General features: G+C 58.7%; 1 pseudogene. It reads right to left on the bottom strand.

The window, feature by feature from the left end:
* A pseudogene (locus EN780_RS37730) lies at positions 1–375 on the bottom strand (Crp/Fnr family transcriptional regulator); the annotation flags it as partial.
* Positions 376–453 lie beyond the last annotated feature (78 nt).

Genomic DNA, 453 nt, shown 5'->3' with positions numbered 1-453 from the left:
GTCCAGCACTGACGTGCGCAGCGACGGGCTTTCCGCAACCGCAGGACGAATGATTTCAACCGGCAGGCGCCAGCCATTGCCTGCGACCTGGATATAGGTCTCGTTGGAAGAGCTGTCCTGTCCGAGAATGAGGGCAATTCCTGTCATCCCGTCATATCCGATAATGCCGACTTCACATTGCCGTCCGCCGGTCATGGTGGCGACCACCGAGGCGATGCCCCTCTCGGGAAAATATCCATTCCTGATCGGCTGATGCGCGATCAGCAACTGAGCCTTGATGTCCAGTTCGACGCGATGCAGCGATGGTCGCAACAGCGCGAAGTCCTCCGGCGAAAGGGATTTCAGCACCGGGTTGCGAAAAAGGGATTCGGGCAAGGCTCTCTCCCATGCGGGCAAGAGCGCGTACCTCTTACTGTCGGCTGCATCCGAAGTAACTGACGGCCGATGCCAAAG

It is taken from the genome of Mesorhizobium sp. M4B.F.Ca.ET.089.01.1.1 (assembly GCF_004022605.1).
GTDB classification, from domain to species: Bacteria; Pseudomonadota; Alphaproteobacteria; order Rhizobiales; family Rhizobiaceae; genus Mesorhizobium; species Mesorhizobium abyssinicae.
The sequence above is the reverse complement of the archived record's forward strand: the minus strand, read 5'-3'. Positions and strand labels throughout refer to the sequence as shown.